Genomic DNA, 228 nt, shown 5'->3' with positions numbered 1-228 from the left:
TGGTCAAGAGTGAAGTACAGGGATTTGCTACCGTCAGCGGTAAACACGAAAGGCGCATCGAAGGCCGATTCGTCGGATTCTGTGTGTGCCATGGCTTTGACTGGAGCGGGTGATGGGAATCGAACCCACGCTATTTGCTTGGGAAGCAAAAGTTCTGCCATTGAACTACACCCGCTTATCGTAACCTGTTGATTTACAACATGTTTTTACTCTAAGTGGCTGAATTGT

General features: G+C 47.8%; 1 tRNA gene. It reads right to left on the bottom strand.

The window, feature by feature from the left end:
• Positions 1–101: 101 nt before the first annotated feature.
• A tRNA-Gly gene (locus tag C5P05_RS00440) sits at positions 102–175 on the bottom strand.
• Positions 176–228: the final 53 nt, after the last annotated feature.

Source organism: Rhodoferax ferrireducens (assembly GCF_003347515.1).
Taxonomy (GTDB): Bacteria; Pseudomonadota; Gammaproteobacteria; order Burkholderiales; family Burkholderiaceae_C; genus Rhodoferax.
The sequence above is the reverse complement of the archived record's forward strand: the minus strand, read 5'-3'. Positions and strand labels throughout refer to the sequence as shown.